Source organism: Pedobacter puniceum, from assembly GCF_009674685.1.
GTDB classification, from domain to species: Bacteria; Bacteroidota; Bacteroidia; order Sphingobacteriales; family Sphingobacteriaceae; genus Pseudopedobacter; species Pseudopedobacter puniceum.
Genome location: NZ_WKJI01000002.1, coordinates 1072709 through 1090399 on the forward strand (window position 1 = coordinate 1072709; position 17691 = coordinate 1090399).

The 17691-nt window shown below is 35.6% G+C and carries 13 protein-coding genes; 10 read left to right on the top strand and 3 right to left on the bottom strand.

What is annotated here, in order from left to right; genetic code table 11:
• Positions 1–10 precede the first annotated feature (10 nt).
• The 3 genes from polA (at position 11) to GJJ64_RS11330 (ending at position 5574) form a co-directional block, all read left to right on the top strand.
• Entirely contained in the window at positions 11–2812 is a 2802-nt protein-coding gene (gene polA, locus GJJ64_RS11320) for a DNA polymerase I (RefSeq protein ID WP_154287875.1), read from the top strand.
• Between the two features lie 73 nt (positions 2813–2885).
• Positions 2886–4316 (top strand): glycogen synthase, encoded by a 1431-nt coding sequence (locus tag GJJ64_RS11325; RefSeq protein WP_154287876.1) that lies wholly within the window; start codon positions 2886–2888, stop codon positions 4314–4316.
• Positions 4303–5574 (top strand): glucose-1-phosphate adenylyltransferase, encoded by a 1272-nt coding sequence (locus GJJ64_RS11330; protein ID WP_154287877.1) that lies wholly within the window; start codon positions 4303–4305, stop codon positions 5572–5574. The genes GJJ64_RS11325 and GJJ64_RS11330 overlap by 14 nt, the downstream gene beginning before the upstream one ends.
• 175 nt (positions 5575–5749) lie before the next feature.
• On the opposite strand, the gene GJJ64_RS11335 is transcribed toward GJJ64_RS11330, so the two are convergent.
• Genes GJJ64_RS11335 through GJJ64_RS11345 form a run of 3 tightly spaced genes read right to left on the bottom strand, consistent with a single transcriptional unit; the run spans position 5750 to position 8056 of the window.
• Positions 5750–6442 (bottom strand): metal-dependent hydrolase, encoded by a 693-nt coding sequence (locus GJJ64_RS11335; RefSeq protein WP_154287878.1) that lies wholly within the window; start codon positions 6440–6442, stop codon positions 5750–5752.
• Between the two features lie 11 nt (positions 6443–6453).
• Positions 6454–6777, bottom strand: coding sequence for a YbaB/EbfC family nucleoid-associated protein (locus GJJ64_RS11340; RefSeq protein WP_154287879.1), 324 nt, complete (start codon positions 6775–6777; stop codon positions 6454–6456).
• Positions 6778–6835: 58 nt separating this feature from the next.
• Positions 6836–8056 carry a serine hydrolase domain-containing protein gene (locus tag GJJ64_RS11345; RefSeq protein WP_154287880.1) on the bottom strand — a complete coding sequence of 407 codons (1221 nt, stop codon included), beginning with the start codon at positions 8054–8056 and terminating at the stop codon, positions 6836–6838.
• A 159-nt stretch (positions 8057–8215) separates the two neighbouring features.
• On the opposite strand from GJJ64_RS11345, the gene fumC reads away from it, so the two are divergent.
• From fumC to GJJ64_RS11380, 7 genes are all read left to right on the top strand, one after another.
• A complete protein-coding gene (gene fumC / locus GJJ64_RS11350; RefSeq protein WP_154287881.1) occupies positions 8216–9613 on the top strand; it encodes a class II fumarate hydratase in 1398 nt (465 codons plus the stop codon).
• A gap of 66 nt (positions 9614–9679) precedes the next feature.
• Complete coding sequence (locus GJJ64_RS11355; protein ID WP_052176853.1) at positions 9680–10213, top strand: hypothetical protein; 534 nt, start codon at positions 9680–9682, stop codon at positions 10211–10213.
• Positions 10214–10224: 11 nt separating this feature from the next.
• Positions 10225–10662 carry a low molecular weight protein-tyrosine-phosphatase gene (locus tag GJJ64_RS11360; RefSeq protein WP_039450990.1) on the top strand — a complete coding sequence of 146 codons (438 nt, stop codon included), beginning with the start codon at positions 10225–10227 and terminating at the stop codon, positions 10660–10662.
• Positions 10663–10693: 31 nt separating this feature from the next.
• On the top strand, positions 10694–11113 hold the full coding sequence (locus GJJ64_RS11365) for a hypothetical protein (protein ID WP_039450992.1): 420 nt from the start codon (positions 10694–10696) through the stop codon (positions 11111–11113).
• A 55-nt stretch (positions 11114–11168) separates the two neighbouring features.
• Entirely contained in the window at positions 11169–12551 is a 1383-nt protein-coding gene (gene hisS, locus GJJ64_RS11370; RefSeq protein WP_154287882.1) for a histidine--tRNA ligase, read from the top strand.
• A gap of 159 nt (positions 12552–12710) precedes the next feature.
• Positions 12711–13925, top strand: a complete 1215-nt coding sequence (locus tag GJJ64_RS11375; RefSeq protein ID WP_154287883.1) for a helix-turn-helix domain-containing protein — start codon at positions 12711–12713, stop codon at positions 13923–13925.
• Between the two features lie 111 nt (positions 13926–14036).
• The coding region (locus GJJ64_RS11380; protein ID WP_154287884.1) for a beta strand repeat-containing protein at positions 14037–17691 on the top strand (3655 nt) is incomplete at its 3' end.

Below are 17691 nucleotides of genomic sequence, written 5' to 3' on the forward strand. Positions count from 1 at the left end.
ATCAATAAAAATGAAAAAACTCTTTCTTTTAGATGGGATGGCTTTAATTTACAGAGCCCATTTTGCATTAAGTAAAAATCCACGTTTTACTTCAACAGGTATCAATACTTCGGCAGTAATGGGTTTTGCAAATACGTTGTTAGAAGTCTTAAAGAAAGAAAATCCATCTCATATTGCGGTAGTTTTTGATACTGAAGCACCAACAGAAAGGCATACTGATTTTTTAGCTTATAAAGCCAATAGGCAAGCCATGCCAGAGGATTTATCTCTTGCCCTGCCTTATGTAAAAAAACTGATAGAAGGTTTTAACATCCCAGTAATTACTTCTGATGGTTACGAAGCCGATGATGTAATTGGAACCCTAGCTAAAAAAGCAGAAAAAGAAGGTTTTACCGTTTTCTGCATGACTCCGGATAAAGATTTTGCCCAACTTGTATCAGAAAATATTTTTATTTACAAACCCGCCAGAATGGGTAATGATATGGAGATTTTAGGGGTGAAAGAGGTATTGGCAAAATGGGAGATAGAGCATATCCACCAAGTGATAGATATTTTAGGCCTTTGGGGCGATGCTGTTGATAATATCCCGGGTATACCGGGTATTGGAGAAAAAACCGCTAAGGCTTTAATTAAGCAATACGGCTCTATGGAAAATATCATAGCCAATAGTCACGAGCTTAAGGGCAAACAAAGAGAAAATGTGGAGACTTTTGCAGCTCAAGGTTTACTTTCTAAAAGGTTAGCAACAATTTTATTAGATGCTCCAGTAGAATTTCATGAAGAAAGCTTTAGGTTAGATAAGCCCAATAAGGAGGTTTTAGAGCCTTTATTTGCCGAGTTAGAATTTAGAACTTTAGGAAAACGTGTTTTTGGAGAAGATTTTTCTGTAAATGATGCTAAAACCAACAGCAGCGGACAAATGGATTTATTTGGTAGTCCGGCTGCAAGTAATTTGGTACAAAAGCCAGTTACAGAGCTGGCAGAAGCTATAATACCATCAAAAAATATTGATAATACGCCACACGAGTATCATTTGGTTAATGATGCAGCAAGTAGGCAAAACCTTATTCAAGAACTATTAAAACAAAAAGAAATTTGTTTTGATACAGAAACTACTGGTTTAGATGCCCATGAAGCAGAGTTGGTAGGTTTATCTTTTAGTTTTAAAGTTGGTGAGGGTTATTATATTCCGCTATCAGAAAATCAGGAAGAATGTAAAGCTGTTTTAGAAGAGTTTAGACCTGTTTTTGAAAATGAAAACATCAGAAAAATTGGTCAGAATATTAAATACGATTTACTCATTTTAAAATGGTATAACATTAACCTAAAAGGCGAATTGTTTGATACCATGCTAGCCCATTACCTGCTAGACCCAGACACTCGCCATAATATGGATGTATTGGCAGAAAATTATTTGGGTTATACGCCTGTTTCTATTACCGAGTTGATTGGTAAAAAAGGAAAAAACCAAGGTAATATGCGTGATGTTGAGCCAGAGAAAGCAAAAGATTACGCTGCTGAGGATGCCGATATTACCCTACAACTAAAAGAAGTTTTTGAGCCTTTGCTTAAAGATGTTCAAGCTGATAATTTAGCTCAAAACTTGGAAAATCCATTAATCTACGTTTTGGCAGATATGGAGAAAGAAGGGGTAAGGATAGATGTTGAGCAACTTCAAACCTATTCTAAAGATTTAGAGGTAGAAATAAACCGTTTAGAAGCTACAGTTTTTGATAAAGCTGGTGTAAAATTCAATATCGGTTCACCAAAACAACTAGGCGAAGTTTTATTTGATAAGCTAAAGCTTGATGATAAAGCTAAGAAAACCAAAACCGGGCAGTACCAAACTGGTGAAGATGTTTTACTTGCACTCGCCAATAAATCAGACATTGTTAGAGATATATTAGATTACCGCCAGTTATGTAAGTTAAAGTCTACTTATGTAGATGCGCTTCCGCTGATGATAAATCCTAAAACCAATAGGGTGCATACTTCATATAATCAAGCGGTAGCTGCAACAGGAAGGTTAAGTTCTAATAATCCAAACTTGCAAAATATCCCCATAAAGACAGAAAGAGGCAGAGAAGTAAGAAAAGCATTTATCCCTAGAGATGAAAATCATATCCTTTTATCTGCCGATTATTCTCAAATTGAGCTACGGATTATTGCAGAAATTAGTAAAGATGAAAACATGATGGAAGCTTTTGTAAATGGTTTAGATATCCATACCGCAACCGCAGCTAAGGTTTATGGTGTAGCGTTATCAGAAGTAACATCAGAACAAAGAAGAAATGCTAAAGCGGTAAACTTTGGAATTATATACGGTCAATCTGCTTTTGGTTTATCTCAAAATTTAGGCATCCCAAGAAAAGAAGCGGCAGAAATTATAGAAAACTACTTCACGCAATACGCAGGTATCAAAAGATATATGTCAGATACCATGAATTTTGCTCGTGAAAATGGTTACGTAGAAACCATTATGGGGCGTAGAAGATATTTAAGAGATATCAACTCGGCCAACCAAACTGTAAGAGGTTTTGCAGAGCGAAATGCTATTAATGCACCTATACAAGGTTCTGCGGCAGATATGATTAAGGTTGCCATGATTCAAATACATCAAGATATCATCAGCCAAAAGCTACAATCTAAAATGACTATGCAGGTACATGATGAGTTGGTTTTTGATGTTTTGATTTCTGAGAAAGAGCAAATGAAAACCATTATCCAAAACAGGATGAAAAATGCTCTAAAAACAACTGTACCAATTGTGGTAGAAATTGGTGAAGGACAAAACTGGTTAGAGGCACATTAAAATCATAATTTATTAAGAAATAATTCTTCATTTAAATAACAAAATACTAAATTAAAGCACCAATTTATCTTTAATGAATGTATTACATTTAAGTGCAGAATGTTATCCGGTAGCCAAAGCAGGTGGCTTGGGCGATGTTGTGGGTGCACTTCCAAAATATCAAAAGCAAGAAGGTGTACAGGCAAGCGTGGTGATGCCTTTTTATAATCGGAAATTTACGCAAGAGCATCATTTAATAAACGTTTTTAGTAGTTCTTCTAATTTGGGGCAAAGAGTTTTTGATTATGAAATCCTGAAGGAAGAAAAAGATGTACTAGGTTTTGAGCTTTATTTAGTTAAAATACCAAGTTTATTAGACCGCGAAGAAATATACTGCTATCCAGATGAAATAGAGCAATTTGTGGCCTATCAAATTGCTGTTGTAGATTGGTTGGTAAAAGCCAATATTCAAGTAGATTTGGTGCATTGCCATGATCATCATGCTGGTTTAGTGCCTTTTCTTATGCAGCATTCATCCAGATTTAACGCCCTAAAAGATATTCCTACAGTTTTAACTATCCATAATGGGCAATACCAAGGTTGGTTGGGTTGGGATAAATTTTACTATTTGCCAGATGCAGACACCAGCAAAACAGGTCTTCTAGATTGGGGTGGCTGTATTAATTCTTTGGCCGCAGCAGTAAAATGTTGCTGGGCTTACACTACCGTTTCGCCAAGTTATTTGGCCGAGTTAAAACATCAAGCTAACGGATTAGAATTTTTATTCGAGTTGGAGCAGCAAAAAGGAATAGGTATTTTAAATGGTATAGATCCAGCCGTTTGGAATCCTGCTAAAGATAAAATGATTGCCAAAACTTATACCGCTGCTAGTGTGGTGCAAGGTAAAGCGTTTAATAAGGCAGAAATTTGCCGAGCTTTTGGTTTAGATGAAACAAAACCACTTTTTACATTTATAGGTAGGTTGGTTTTAGAGAAAGGGGCAGATAAACTTGCCGATGCCATAAGAGATAGCTTAAAAGCTTTTGATGGACAAATTAGCGTCTTGGTATTGGGTTCTGGCGAGAAATATATAGAGCAACAACTGGTAGATTTAAAAGAAGAATTTAAAGACTATAATGTTTATATCGGTTATAATGAGGAGCTTTCACATCAGATTTATGCTGGTGCAGATTTTATCTTGATGCCATCAAGAGTAGAACCTTGCGGTTTAAACCAATTATATGCTTTAAAATATGGCACCGTAGCTATCGTAAGGGCAACCGGCGGATTAAAAGATTCTATTATTGATATTGATGATACTGATGGCTATGGTATAAGATTTGATAATTGTGAGGTAAGTGATATTGTAAAAGCAATCGAAAGGGCTATCTACCTCTATCAAGACAATAAAAAACTAACACAAATAAGAAAATCTATGATGAGTTTAGACTTTTCATGGAATAAATCGGCACAGCAATACATTCATTTATACAACAGCTTAATACTACAAAATGGTACCATCTAAAGTCATTTCAATTATCCTAGGTGGCGGGCAAGGCTCTCGTCTTTATCCTCTAACAGCAACACGTTCTAAACCTGCAGTGCCTATTGCTGGTAAATATCGTTTGGTTGATATTCCTATATCAAATTGTATAAATTCTAACTTAAAAAGGATTTTTGTTTTAACTCAGTTTAACTCGGCATCTTTAAATAAACACATTAAAAACACGTATCATTTTAGCGTTTTTAGCGATGCTTTTGTTGATATTTTGGCAGCAGAGCAAACTCCTTTAAATACAACTTGGTACCAAGGTACGGCTGATGCTGTAAGACAAAGTTTACATCATGTAAAACAGCATGATTTTGAATATGTATTAATCTTATCTGGCGACCAGCTTTACCAGATGGATTTTGAAGCGATGGTTGATTCGCATATAGAAAAAGGTGCTGATATTTCTATCGCAACTATACCAGTTAATGCCAAAGATGGAACCAGTTTTGGGATTTTAAAAGCCGATGAAAACCTTTCTATAACAGCTTTTACAGAGAAGCCAAATGCCGAGAAAATTATAGGTTGGGAGTCTGAAGTAGGCGAAGAGATGGCTAAACAAGGCAGGCATTATCTAGCATCTATGGGTATTTATCTTTTCAATAAAGATGTATTGATTAGTATGTTAGAGGGTAACGAGCGTCATGATTTTGGCAAAGAAATTATCCCACAAGCGGTTGGGGTAAATAAGATTGTAAGTTACCAATATGAAGGTTATTGGACAGATATAGGAAATATAGATTCTTTCTTTGAAGCCAATTTAGGTATCACAGATGAAGTTCCTCAATTTAATTTATTTAGTCCTTGCCCTATTTTCTCTAGAGCTAGGATGCTTCCTCCATCTAAAATATCAGGCACAAAATTAACCAATACAGTTATTGCCGATGGTTGCATCATACATGCAGAAGAAATTACCAGAGCGGTTATAGGTATTAGAACTAGAATTGGTGCAGGCACTAAAATTTCTAACTGTTATGTTATGGGTAGCGATTATTATCAAACCCTCGAGGAAATTGAAGGTTTAAAACAAACCCATAAACCTTTAACCGGTATTGGCGAAAATTGTACGATTAACAATGCCATTTTAGATAAAAATTGTTTCATTGGCAATAATGTAGTAATTAATGGTGGTCCACATTTACAAGACGGAGATTTTGATACCCATACTTGTAAAGATGGTATCATTGTTATCAAGAAAAAAGCCGTTATTGCTGATGGTACTGTTATAGGGTAGGGATAGCCTTACCCTCAATCCCTTTCCTTCAAAGAGAATTTCTTCTGGACACAGGAGAAGGAAGTGTAGGGGATGAATTTTTTTGCTATCCTAAGCGGAGTCGAAGTTTAAAAAAATCATAAAAAAAGCGTGTTTCATTAATTTGAAACACGCTTTTTTTATGGAGTAGGGATTTTTAAATCTCTACACTATCTTCTTCTTTTAAACTTATTTTCATCAGCGTAAGCGTTTGCCCGGCATCAGCAAATTTTTGTTTAGCTGCTTCGCTATCTATTTTGATATAGCCAAAAGTATCGTAATGCATACCTATAACTTTTTTACAGCCTACAAACTTTGCAGCTATGGTAGCTTCTTCAACGCCCATGGTAAAATTATCGCCAATAGGCAAAAAGGCATGCTCAATATCATGAAACTCGCCAATTAACTTCATGTCTTGGGTAAGAGAAGTATCGCCAGCGTAGTAATAAGATTTTCCTTCTGTTTTAATAATAAAACCGCCTGCTGTGCCACCGTAAGTACCATCTGGCAAAGAATTAGAGTGCGCTGCATAAGTCATCTTAACAGTGCCAAAATCAAAATTCCAAGAGCCACCTATGTTTAGTGGATGCCCGCCGGCTACACCTTGTTTAGAAAACCACTCTACAATTTCATAAGAACTTACCAATTTAGCACCTGTTCTTTGCGCTATGTTTTGTACATCGGCTACGTGGTCTCCATGTCCGTGAGAGATTAAAATATAATCACATTCAATGGTATTGATGTCAATATGTTTTGCCAATTCATTAGGAGAAATGAATGGATCAATTAAAATTTTCTTTCCTCCTGTTTGTAGTAAAAAGCAAGAGTGTCCTAAATAATTTACCTTCATAAAATGTTTATTTATTTACCAAATAGATTGCCTAATGCGCCTAAGCCACCCATGCTGCCTAGCATTTCTTGCGTCATGGCGGCAGTTTCTGCCTGCGAAATTTTTTCTGCCTGTTCTAAAGCTTTATTTACTGCAACGGCTATTAATTCTTCTAAAGCTTCTTTATCTGTTGAGGTATAAAAATCATCAGTAATAGCTATAGATTTAATGGTTTTACCAGCAGTAGCAATAACTTTTATAGCACCGTTTTCTGCCTCGCCAGTTACGCTAATGGTTTCAAGTCTTTTCTTAACTTCTTCTGCTTTCTTTTGTGCTTCAAATAACTTATCAAACATGTTGGCTTTATTGTTAAATGGTTAAATAAATTTTATGGATAAAATGTTTTAAATCATGTTAATCTTCATCGCTTCCGGGTAAGCTTCCGCTGCCGTGGTAAGCATTTTTTCTAATGACTGGTACTTTTAGATGCTTGTATAAATCATCTAAATGTAACAAACTGCCATTGGTTAAGTTGCCTAATAAAACAATAACAATGTCTTTTTTAAGATCTCTTACGTAGATGTGTCTAAATCCATGCCACCATCCGGTATGGTAAACAACTTTTTCGCCTTTATCGCCATCAAAAATTCTCCAACCATAGCCGTAGTTAAAATGACCGTTAACAGGTGTATTTCTGCCGGTATAGGCAGAGTCTAAACTTTCTTTACTTAATAATCTGCCAGTTTTTAAGGCATTATCATACAGAACTAAATCATGAATGGTGCTGTATATGCCTTTATCGCCAACTGGGCCATCTAAGAAATTTTGCACAACCGAGTAGCGCCAGGTACGGTCATGCCCAACAACATCTACCGGAATTTTATCATAAACGGCTTTAGAATATACGTGGGTATTTTTCATCCCGGCAGGTTTAAAAATATTTTCCATCATGTAATCGGCATAACTCATGCCTGTAACTTTTTCTATGATGGCACCTAGAACCATGTAGTTAGAATTGTTATAATGGAACCGATTATCGGGTTTGGTGTAAGGGTTAGGTTTGCGTTCTGCAATAATATTCATGACCTCATCATTAGTGAGACCTTTCTTCATATCTCTTTTTTCTTTACGCCAGATATCATCAATAAAATAAACATAATTCATCATGCCGCTTCTGTGGGTAAGTAATAACTTTATGTTGATGCCCTCATAAGGGAAGTTTGGATAAAACTTTTTTACATCATCAGTTAAAGAAAGTTTTCCTTGTTCTATCAACTGCATGATGGCTACGCCAGTAAAAGTTTTGGTTACAGAAGCCAATTCAAAAACAGAATTTATTTTTAAGCTGTCGCGATGAAGGTAATCTGCCCAACCTAAAGATTTCTGAAATATGATTTTTCCTTTTTTAGCTACCAGTATATTTCCGTTAAAACCAGAGCGTTTATGAAGTCTTTGAGCAAACTCGGCAATATATTTATCTTCTTTTTTTTCGTCGTAAACTAAAAGAAGGCTATCAGTTTTATCATCATCTATAGTTCTAACTTTAGGGTTTTTGTCCTTGTTTTCTGTGTTAGAAGAGCAGGAAGAGCATAAAATAGCGCAAATAGAGGCTATGAAAAAGCTACGTTGTATCATCTAAAAAAAATATGGTTCGCAATTGTAAACGAGGGAAAATTAGAAATTATATAAAAGAAAACAGAAATGAGTTTTAAACATTCGGCTATTTGTTTGTTTATATCATATAAAACGGACAAAAATTATAAATTTGAAGGCATTTAAAAATTAATTAGCGAAATGGAATACAGAATAGAACATGATACCATGGGCGAAGTTAAAGTTCCGGCAGATAAATACTGGGGAGCACAAACAGAACGCTCAAGAAACAATTTCAAAATTGGTCCAGAGGCATCCATGCCTAAAGAAATAATTTATGCTTTTGCCTATTTAAAAAAGGCAGCAGCAATGGCTAATTGCGATTTAGGCGTACTTTCTACAGAGAAGAGAGATTTAATTGCAAAAGCTTGCGAAGAAATTTTAGAAGGTAAATTGGATGATCAGTTTCCATTGGTGATTTGGCAAACAGGTTCTGGTACACAGTCTAACATGAATGCTAATGAAGTAATTGCTTACAGAGCGCATGTTATCAATGGTGGTTCTTTAAATGATGATAAAAAAGTGTTGCATCCTAATGATGATGTAAATAAATCACAATCATCTAATGATACTTTCCCAACAGCTATGCACATTGCTGCTTATAAGCAAGTGGTAGAAGTTACTTTACCAGGCTTAGAGCTTTTAAAAGCTACTTTGGTAAAAAAATCACAAGATTTTGCAGAAATTGTAAAAACCGGTCGCACCCATTTTATGGATGCTACACCTTTAACCTTAGGGCAAGAATTTTCTGGCTATGCGCAACAACTAACCAACAGTATTAAAGCCATTAAACAAGCTTTAGAAGCAGTAAAAGAGTTGGCTTTAGGTGGTACAGCAGTTGGTACAGGTTTAAATACACCAAAAGGTTATGATGTTTTAGTGGCTAAACATATTGCAGATTTAACAGGTTTACCATTTGTAACAGCACCTAATAAATTTGAAGCTTTAGCAGCACATGATGCTATGGTAGAATTATCAGGAGCATTAAAAAGAGCGGCAGTTTCTTTAATGAAGATAGGTAATGATGTTAGAATGTTAAGTTCTGGTCCAAGATGCGGCATTGGCGAAATCATTATCCCAGATAACGAGCCAGGTTCTTCTATTATGCCAGGTAAAGTAAACCCTACGCAACCAGAGGCTTTAACAATGGTTTGTGCACAAGTTATAGGTAATGATGTAGCCGTTTCTTTTGGAGGCTCAAATGGGCATTTCGAGCTTAACGTTTTCAAACCTGTAATTGCGGCTAATGTATTGCAATCTGCCCGTTTAATTGGTGATGCTTGCGTATCTTTCAATAACAACTGTGCCGTAGGTATAGAGCCTAACTTACCAGAAATTAAGAAGCATTTAGAAAACTCTTTAATGTTGGTAACTGCTTTAAACCCGCATATTGGTTATGAAAATGCTGCCAAAATTGCCAAAAAAGCACATAAAGAAAATAAAACATTACGTGAAGCTGCTGTAGAGCTTGGTTTGTTAACCAGCGAACAGTTTACAGAGTGGGTAAAGCCAGAAGATATGGTGGGCTCGTTTAAATAGTTACATAAGTAATTTCATACAGCAGAGGTTTGAAAAAGCCTCTGCTTTTATAAAAAGTACAAATACATGCTAAATTTTACGGTTGGGTTTTTTAATGAGATGATGATAAGATATCATAAATCCAAACTACTTTATGCCGTATTTTTTATTTCTCTACAAGCATGTTCTTTTAATGAGCAAGTACCTAGTACAGGAGATGCTTTTTTACAAGGAACTTGGACAGAAGATAGCATCCCGCTTAAAAACCAATTGGTTAATTACGAGCAATATCAATTTAAATTTACTTGCGATTCTTTTTATCTCCAGATTAACACACACTCTAAAGTGAATTTATATGGCGGCGAGTGTTATAATACCGATACTTGGAGCGAGTATGTAAAAGGAACATACACTGTTGTAGCTGATACTTTGAAACTTAACGGTGCGTTTGTAACTCAAGACTATAAATATAAACCCGAGAATAGTTGTTATCGCTTTGGTAAGTTTGAATATGATTTTTTGATGCAGAAAAAGCATCAGGATACCCTGCAAATTAAAAGCAAATTACAAACCTTACCACACTTAATAGTTCTTAAAGAAAGAACTTCTTGTAAATTATAACTAAAGCTTTTATGAAAATTTTAATGGTTTGTTTAGGCAATATCTGCAGATCGCCTTTAGCCCATGGCGTGATGGAACATCTGGTAAAACAAAAAGGTTTAAACTGGAAAATAGACTCGGCCGGTACAGGTTCTTGGCATATTGGTCATCAGCCAGATAGACGTTCTATTGCTGTAGCCAAAGCAAACGGCATTGATATCACCAACCAAAGAGCAAGGCAGTTTAGCTCGGCTGATTTTAATGATTTTGATCTTATTTTGGTGATGGATAAACAAAACTACCGTGATGTTATCGCACAAGCCAAAACACCTGTACAAGAGGAAAAAGTAAAGCTCTTTATTCCTGATGGTTTTGTACCAGACCCTTATTATAACGACGAAGAATTTCTACCTGTTTTTGATATGGTTTACACACAATGTGAAAAACTTTTGCAAGAATTAAGTAAGTAAAAGCTTTAGCATTGTAAAAAATAGCGTTTTAATGAAAAATCTCATTTTACTATTATTCTTATTTGCAGGCTTACAAGTTTTTGCTCAAAAACAAGAGAAAGACATCAAATACTTTTATTATTATCTTAACCAAGATGAAAGCTTTATGTCTTATTTAAAGGCTAGAAAAGAATTTGAAAGTAAAAAGGTAGACTTTAAACTCCCAGTTTCTAAGGAAGCCGTTAAAGAACTAGAGGCTAACGAGACTAAAATCTTAAAAAACGAAAAAAGCTACGCCGAGTTTCTAAATAAATATGGCATGAAAAACGGTGGCGATTATGCTAAAATCTGGTTTAATCAGCTAAATGCGCTTAAGACCTTCATCAAGAAAAACCCAGAATTTTATAAACTCACACCAGCAGAAAGACAAAATATCATAGATAAATGGTATTTCTCTGATGTATTGAAGTAAAACAACATCGGCTTAAGCCTGTACTTTCCTAAAGCTTTTTTTCTATTTTTGCCGCATGGCAAGTATTAAAGCATCCATCCCAAAAGGTACAAGAGATTTTGGTCCGGTAGAAATGATTCGTAGAAACCACATCTACGATACCATTAAAAGCGTTTTCAAAAAGTTTGGCTACCAAGAAATACAAACGCCAACGATGGAAAACTTAGATACTTTAACCGGTAAGTATGGCGATGAAGGCGATAAATTGATTTTCAAAATCCTGAATAGTGGAGATTATATGCTTAAAGCGGATGGCTTAAAGCAAAAAGGCGAGGAGTTATCATCTAAAAACTTACTACCACTAATCTCAGAAAAAGCCTTGCGTTATGATTTAACCGTACCATTTGCCAGATATGTGGTGATGCATCAAAACGAAATAGCTTTTCCTTTTAAAAGATTCCAGATACAGCCCGTATGGCGAGCAGATAGGCCTCAAAAAGGCCGTTATCGCGAGTTTTACCAATGTGATGCCGATGTGGTAGGCTCAAACTCTTTACTTAATGAAGCAGAGTTTATTTGCATTTACGATGAAGCTTTAAGCAAGCTAGGTTTAACAGATTTCACCATCAAAATCAATAACCGAAAAATTTTAACCGGCATTGCAGAGCTTATTGGTAAACCGTCGCAAATTGTAGATTTAACAGTTGCTATAGATAAACTAGATAAAATTGGCTTAGAAGGGGTAGAAAAAGAGCTTTTAAGCAAAGGCTTTACAGCCGATGATTTACAAACGCTTAAACCTGTCATATTATTAGCCGGAACTAACGAAGAAAAATTAGCACAATTAGATACCATTTTAAAAACATCTGAAAATAGCTTAAAAGGTATTTCAGAAATAAGAGAAGTGTTTGATTACTTAGCTAGTTTTAAGCTTAACAAAGCTAAAATAGAACTCGATTTAACCTTAGCCCGTGGTTTAAACTATTATACAGGCTGCATTTTTGAGGTTAAAACCAACGAAGTTACTATGGGCTCTATTGGTGGTGGTGGCAGGTATGATGATCTTACCGGGATGTTTGGTTTGCAAAACCTTACCGGTGCAGGTATCTCTTTTGGTGCCGATAGAATTTATGATGTTTTAGAAGAATTAAACCTTTTCCCTCATACAACGCAAGAAAGTACCAAAGTTTTGATATGTGTTTTTGGTAAAGAAGAAGAAAAATACGCTTTACCACTTTTGGCGTCTTTAAGAGCACAGCATATTCATACAGAGCTTTACCCATTTGGGGCAAAAATTAAAAAGCAAATGCAATATGCTAATGACAAAAACATCCCCTATGTTATTGTTATTGGTAGCGATGAAATGCAAAGCGGAAAGTTAACTTTTAAAAACATGCAAAGCGGTACGCAAGACAAGTTAAGCATTGATGAAATAATAGAAAAACTAATGATTTCCTAAGATTTACTATCTACAGTGATTAGATTAAAGTGTTAGGATATACCTAATTTAAGGGAGAAAGCCCTTTAGTATTTTGATTAAAATCGTAGCATAAAATATCGCTTATTAAAGTGATATTTTAAAGTTTTATTCTACTGATAATCAAAATAATAAAGATTAATGGGGTTGTTTAGTTCAGTTTTAATCATTGTTTCTGTATTAAGTTTAGTAAAGGTTTCTATCCTATTACTGAGAAAAGGGAGCGATAAAAGAGCTAATTCTTTACTATCAGTTTTCTTTTTCATTGTTTTTTTATATTCACTTCAAGGTTTTGTTATTGAGGCTGGTTATTTAAAGGATTTACCCTGGTTTTACATTTGGCCACTACCAATTTATGCCTTAATGCATGTGGTTATATTCTTCTATTTTAACTCCATATTAGATAAAAGTATTACTTGGAAGGCATCATATACACTCCTTTTTATTCCTTTTCTTTTAGCAATAGCTGATGTTTTCTTATTTTATTTAAAACCAGATACAGAAAAAATAGCCATCATAAACGATGCTATTTTAAATCCGGCAGATAGATTTGAAAAGCAATATGGCCTATTTGCTTTAAAAGAGCATTTTTTAATGCGCTCCGCCATAGCACTTTTAACGATATGCTTATTATGGTTTAAGCTACCCTTTTTCTTGAAATCTTCAATTAATAAAGAAACTAATAACTGGTTGTCTGCTTTTTTAGCTTTACTTTCTGTTGTTATAGGTTTAACCCTTGTTCTTTCTGTAGAAAAGTGCTTTCCAGAAGAAATATTAGTCTCAACTCATTCTTACACGGTGCTAATGAGTTTTATGTTTATGAGTTCTTTCTTTTTGGTTATACTTCCATTTTATTTTCCAATCGCCTTTTTAAATTTCTCAAGTCCATTCTCATCGCCTGATGATATCAAGCGCAATAAACTATCTAAATTTTCCGATGGTAAAATAATTGAAGAAGAAAAAGAGAAATATGGTTTACATGTAGAATGGTACAATAGCTCATTAAAAAAGGTAGAAGTTGAGCGACTTTATTTGTCTCCAAAGTTTGATATAACCATACTAGCTAGTTATTTAGAAGCTCCTGTACATCATTTGTCTTATTTCTTTAATCACCACTATGGAATAAGTTTTTCTAGCTATAGAAATAATCTAAGAATGCAATATGCGGTGAAATTGATAGAAGAAGGCTTTTTAGTGAAAAGTACCATAGAAGCATTAGCTTCTGAGTGTGGTTTCGCAAGTAGAAGTGCTTTTAGTAAAACTTTCAAAGCAATTGTAGGACAAAATCCAAAGGATTATTTTTTAGAAGTTCAAAATAGATTTTTAATCAGCAAAGAAGAATTTAATCCCATTTAGTTATTGCAATAGAACTTTGTGTTTAAATATCATTTTAGCACAAACGAAGCAATTAAAGGTGCCATCTTCAGTACAACGTTAAAATAACTTTACCCTTTCAAATAAATCATTATGTCTTTAAAGTTTGTAAATATTATTAAGAAATTACTAATTATTACGGTATTCATATTAACTTCCGGTAACGTATTTTCTCAAACAGCCACTCAAGCTAATATAGCAGGTAGTACCGCTATAACTCCAGTTGATAAAGGAATAAGAACCGTAATAGATAATAGTATTACGGTTTTAAGTAATGGTACCATAAGCGGAGCTAAGGTTATTATATCTGGAGGGTATATCTCAGGTTCTACAGGAGATATTTTAAGTGTTATTGGAACGCTACCATCTGGTATAACGCAATCTTACAATAATACAACCGGTGTAATGTCTTTGACAGGTGTTGCTAATGCAAGTACTTGGCAAACAGTTCTCAGAAATGTAGCAATTACATCTACATCTGCTAGTTGTTATCCAGAGCAAAGGCTTATTACCTTTTCTTTAGGGGATAAGTTTTACAATCCTTTAACCCAACATTGGTATGAGGCAAGTACAACCAGTTCAAATTGGGCAACAGCAAAAGCTAACGCTGCAAGTTCTACTTTTTTTGGGAAAGTGGGTTATTTAGCAACCTTGACATCACAAGCTGAGAATAATTTTATTTGGAAATTAATGAGTAGTGATGCATGGGTTGGGGGTTCAGATGATTATTTAGAAATCAATAAAGCTTTAGGAAGAAATGTTTTTAGTTCTCAAGGGACTTCTTACAACGCTGCAAGTACTACCGAAACTGAAGGTAAATATTATTGGGTAACAGGTCCAGAGGCTGGAACTAGAATAAGTAATGGTAATAGTGTTAATGGTGTATCTAGTGTTAATGGGGCCTTTATTAATTGGGCTAGTGGAGAGCCTAATAATTCAGGATCCGAGCATTATATACAGTTATATTCAGCAAATAATGGTCTATGGAATGATTTACCAAATGGATCTTCTCTAAGAAGTGTTATAGAGTATGGAGGTTCAGCTTTAGACGATAATTCTAGCATTACTATTTTTACAAAAGAGCTATTAGTTTCTGGCTCTGCAAGCGGAAGAATTACAGGTGGTGGTAGTGTTTGTTCTGGAACAAATTCAACAACTTTAACCTTAACAGGATATTCTGGTACTGTTGTGAGATGGGAAAGCTCTGCGGATAATTTTTACACAGCTGGGGTACCTATATCAAACACTTCGCCAAATTTGACTGTTTCAAACTTAACTCAGACTACCTATTACAGGGCGGTTGTTAATACTGGAACAGGTTGTACAGCTTTACCAACTGGAAGTGTTGCTATAAATGTAACTACAGCTATAGGTGGTAATATTTCAGCACTGAACAATAGTATATGTATAGGTGGTGTAGTCAATCTTACATTATCTGGAGAAGAAGGTAATATCATCAGGTGGGAAAGAAAACTATCAACTGCATCTACATGGACTTCTTTAACAGGAACCTCAAATAGTTTTACAGAAAGTTTAAGTGAAGCTGGAAGTTACCTATATAGAGCTGTAGTTCAAATACCAGGTTGTGGTAGTGCCGTAACATCTGCAGAATATCCTATTACGGTTACTTCTGGAACACCTCCTGTTGGTGGAAGCCTAAATTCATTATCTTCTAGTACTGGGAATTTTTCAGGAACTTTAACCCTAACAGGTAATTCAGGTACAATAATTAAATGGCAGTCATCAACCAGTAATGGTTTAATATGGACCGATATCAACCATACATTAACCACATATAATTTTACTGGAGTAAATTCTACAACTTTATTTAGGGTATTATTACAAAACGGTACTTGTGGAACCGCCTACAGTTCCGTTGGTACTGTTACTATTAAAACAGCACCTCTTATTTCGAGTCCAGCAAACGTTACAAAAACTTTCGGAGACGCAGCATATACTCTAACGGCGCCAAGCTCAAACAGTACAGGAGCCTTTACCTATACAAGTAGTAATACATCCGTTGCAACAATAGCAGGAAATACAGTAACCATAGTTGGTGCAGGTACAACAACTATCACGGCAACTCAGGCAGAGGATAACAATTATACCTCGGGCTCAGTAACCAGCACCTTAACAGTTTCAAAAGTAAATCCAACTATAGGAAGTTTTGCTAATGTGAATAAGACTTTCGGAGACGCAGCATATACTCTAACAGCACCAACAAGTAACAGTAGTGGAGCGTTTACTTACAGCAGTAGTAATACATCCGTTGCAACAATAGCAGGAAATACAGTAACCATAGTTGGTGCAGGTACAACAACTATCACGGCAACTCAGGCAGAGGATAACAATTATACCTCGGGCTCAGTAACCAGCACCTTAACAGTTTCAAAAGCAAATCCAACTATAGGAAGTTTTGCTAATGTGAATAAGACTTTTGGAGACGCAGCATATACTATAACAGCACCAAGCTCAAACAGTACGGGAGCATTTACTTATACAAGTAGTGATGCATCAGTCGCCACTGTTTCGGGAAATACAGTAACCATAGTTGGTGCAGGTACATCCACCATTACAGCAACTCAAGCAGCTACTACTAACTATAATAGTGGAACAGCGACAAGCACTTTAACAGTTTCAAAAATAAATCCAACAATTGGCGCTTTTGCAAATATTGCTAAAAATTTTGGCGATGCATCCTTTAGTTTAACAGCACCAAGCTCAAACAGTACAGGAGCATTTACTTATACAAGTAGTGATGCATCAGTCGCCACTGTTTCAGGAAATACAGTAACTATAGTTGGTGCAGGAACAGCAACTATAACAGCAACACAGGCAGCCACAACTAATTACAATTCAGGGACAGCAACCAGTACATTAACGGTAAACAGTATAAATCCAACACTAGGTGCATTTGCAAATGTGAATAAGACTTTTGGCGATGCATCCTTTAGTTTAACAGCACCAACAAGTAACAGTAGCGGAGCATTTACTTACAGTAGTAGCAATACAGCAGTAGCAACAGTATCAGGAAATACGGTAACTATTGTTGGGGCAGGAACTGCTACTATCACGGCAAACCAAGCAGCAACTACCAATTACAATTCAGGAACAGCAACAAGTACCTTAACAGTAGCAAAAGCAAACCCAACACTAGGTGCATTTGCAAATGAGAATAAGACTTTTGGTGATGGGGCCTTTACTTTAACAGCACCAACAAGTAACAGTAGTGGAGCGTTTACTTACAGCAGTAGCAATACAGCAGTAGCAACGGTATCAGGAAATACAGTAACTATAGTTGGTGCAGGAACAGCAACGATAACAGCAACACAAGCAAGCACTAGTAATTATAACAGTGCAACAGCTACTAGTACGCTTACAGTTGCACAAGCGGCTCCAACTTTAAGTAACTTCCAAGCTATAACTAAAAACTTTGGCGATGCATCATTTACTTTAACAGCACCAACAAGTAACAGTAGTGGAGCGTTTACTTACAGCAGTAGCAATACGGCGGTAGCTACAGTTTCGGGTTCTACAGTAACTATAGTAGGGGCTGGAACGGCAACGATAACAGCAACACAAGCTGCTACAACAAGTTATAGTGCAGGTACTATTACGGCAACTTTAACAGTTTCAAAAATAAATCCAACAATTGGCGCTTTTGCAAATATTGCTAAAAATTTTGGCGATGCATCCTTTAGTTTAACAGCACCAAGCTCAAACAGTACAGGAGCATTTACTTATACAA